The 2,436-nt window shown below is 62.6% G+C and carries 1 protein-coding gene; it reads left to right on the top strand.

The annotated features are described in order from the left end of the window. Nucleotides 1-536 precede the first annotated feature (536 nt). On the top strand, nucleotides 537-2,318 hold the full coding sequence (locus ACWCPF_RS45355) for a reverse transcriptase domain-containing protein (RefSeq protein ID WP_451051017.1): 1,782 nt from the start codon (nucleotides 537-539) through the stop codon (nucleotides 2,316-2,318). The last annotated feature ends 118 nt before the right edge of the window (nucleotides 2,319-2,436 follow it).

The following is a 2,436-nucleotide window of genomic DNA, read 5'->3' as shown; positions in this document are numbered from 1 at the left end:
TTGTGCGCCACGAGGCGCCCTGTTTGTATCCCCGGCTGAGCCGGGAGGAACTCGGAAGGAGGTTTCTGGGCCGGATGACTTACCTGGATCCGAAAGGTGAAGGGGACAACAGCATGTCAGAAAACCAGTGACCGGGCCCAGTTGTCAGGGACGGTGTGCTGGGCGGCCCGCGCGATATGGCGAAGACTGGATTGTTTGAAGCCTAATCTCCAGAAGATGCAAGTTCCCATCCGCCGGAAATGACAGCTGAAACCGGCGCCGCACTCTGCTCCGTCTTCGATTGTTGGCCGGAGCACTTCCGGGGTGTGGAGCGATGTCCAGCGAGGACATTCAAGGAGATGAGTGGGACGCCTGTGTCGCGCTAGAACGTACAGACAGGGACGAACGTGGGATCGCCTACGGGACGCGAGTCCTATGGCGACGGAGGCCCCGTAGTAGTCGCCGGAGTCACGACCGGCCAGGGAGGACGGGAAAGCCGTCCACATCGGGCGAAGGGGGCCAGGTGATTCGGACACCCCGACTCGGGAGGTATGCGAATGCAGAGCGCCAAAACGGTGTTGGGTGTCCTGCGTGAACGCGGCAGGCATGGCCTGCCGTGTGATGAACTGTATCGGCAGCTGTTCAATCCGCAGTTGTATCTGCTGGCCTACGGGCGCATCTACGCCAACCATGGTGCGATGACGCCCGGGGTCACGTCGGAAACCGTGGACGGCATGTCACAGCGGAAGATCGACCGGATCATCGAGGCGATGCGCCACGAGCGTTACCGCTTTCGTCCGGTCCGGCGCGTTCATATCCCGAAGAAGAACGGGAAGACGCGTCCGCTGGGGCTTCCGACCTGGTCGGACAAACTCGTCGGTGAAGTGGTCCGCCTGTTATTGGAGGCGTACTACGAACCGACATTCTCCGGCCGCTCTCATGGGTTTCGCCCCCGCCGTGGCTGCCATACCGCTTTGCGGGAGGTGGACCATACCTGGACCGGGACGTCCTGGTTCATCGAAGGGGACATCGCCGACTGCTTCAGCAGCCTGGACCACGAGATCCTACTGTCGAACCTCGGCGAGAAGATCCATGACCAGCGGTTTCTGCGGCTGGTGCGCAACATGCTGACAGCCGGATACCTGGAGGACTGGAGGTGGGGCGCCACGCTCTCCGGAGCGCCGCAAGGCGGGGTGGCTTCCCCGATCCTGTCCAACATCTACCTGCACAAGTTGGATGAGTTCGTCGAGACAGTTCTGATTCCGGAGTACACCCGAGGGAAGCGCCGGGCCCGCAACCCGGCCTATCTGGAGTTGCAGAATCTGCTGGCGAAAGCCCGCCGACGCGGCGACCGGGTCCAGGCCCGCGCGCTGCGTCAGCGGATGGTGAGCCTGCCGAGCGCGGATCCCAACGATCCGGGATACCGCAGGCTGCGCTATATCCGCTACGCGGATGATCACCTCCTTGGTTTCACCGGACCGAAAGCCGAGGCCGAGCAGATCAAACAACGCCTGGGACAGTTCCTGCGGGATGAACTCAAGCTGGAACTGTCCCAGGAAAAGACACTGATCACTCACGCCCGCACCCGGGCAGCGAGGTTTCTCGGCTACGAGATCACGACCCAGCACAACGACACGAAGAAAACCGGCCGTTACCGTCGGGTCAACGGCCAGATAGCACTCCGTGTCCCACGGGACGTGATCAAAGCCAAGTGCGCCCCCTATACCGATCGCGGAAAACCCGCGAAGAAGACGGCCCTGATCAACAGCAGCGATCACGCGATCGTGGCGACCTTCGGGACCGTTTATCGGGGCGTTGTCCAGTACTACCTGCTTGCCGGAGATGTCTTCCGGCTGCATCGGCTGCAATGGGTCATGGAGACTTCAATGCTCAAGACTCTTGCAGCCAAGCACCGCTCGTCAGTGTCGAAGATGGCCGCCAAGCACAAGGCCAGAATCGACACCCCCAATGGGCCCCGAGTCTGTTTCGAGGCCCGAATCGAGCGGAAGAACAGGACGCCACTGGTGGCCCGATTCGGTGGGATTCCCCTCCAACGGCAGCGGGCGGCGGAACTCGCCGATCGTGAGCCTGTCCGGGTGGACTACCCGCAGAAGGAACTCATTGCGAGACTCCTGGCGGATACCTGCGAGATCTGCGGAAGCAAGGGCAACGTGCAAGTGCACCACGTCCGCGCTCTCGCCGACCTCGCACATGCCGGATGGCAGCCTTCCGACTGGGCGCGCGTCATGCTCCATCGGCGCCGCAAAACAGTCGTGGCATGCGACATCTGCCACGACCGTATCCATTCGGAACGGCCAGCCAGACCATTCACGCAGTAGTCACTGGAGAGCCGGATGACCGGGAAACCGTCATGTCCGGTTCGGCGGGAGGCCGCGCGGAACAGGACTCGCCCTCACGGCGAGCACCTCGCCGCGCGGCCGACCCAACCGCCTGGCT

The sequence above is a fragment of the Streptomyces sp. NPDC001858 genome (assembly GCF_053594615.1).
This window is presented reverse-complemented; position numbering and strand designations above follow the sequence as displayed.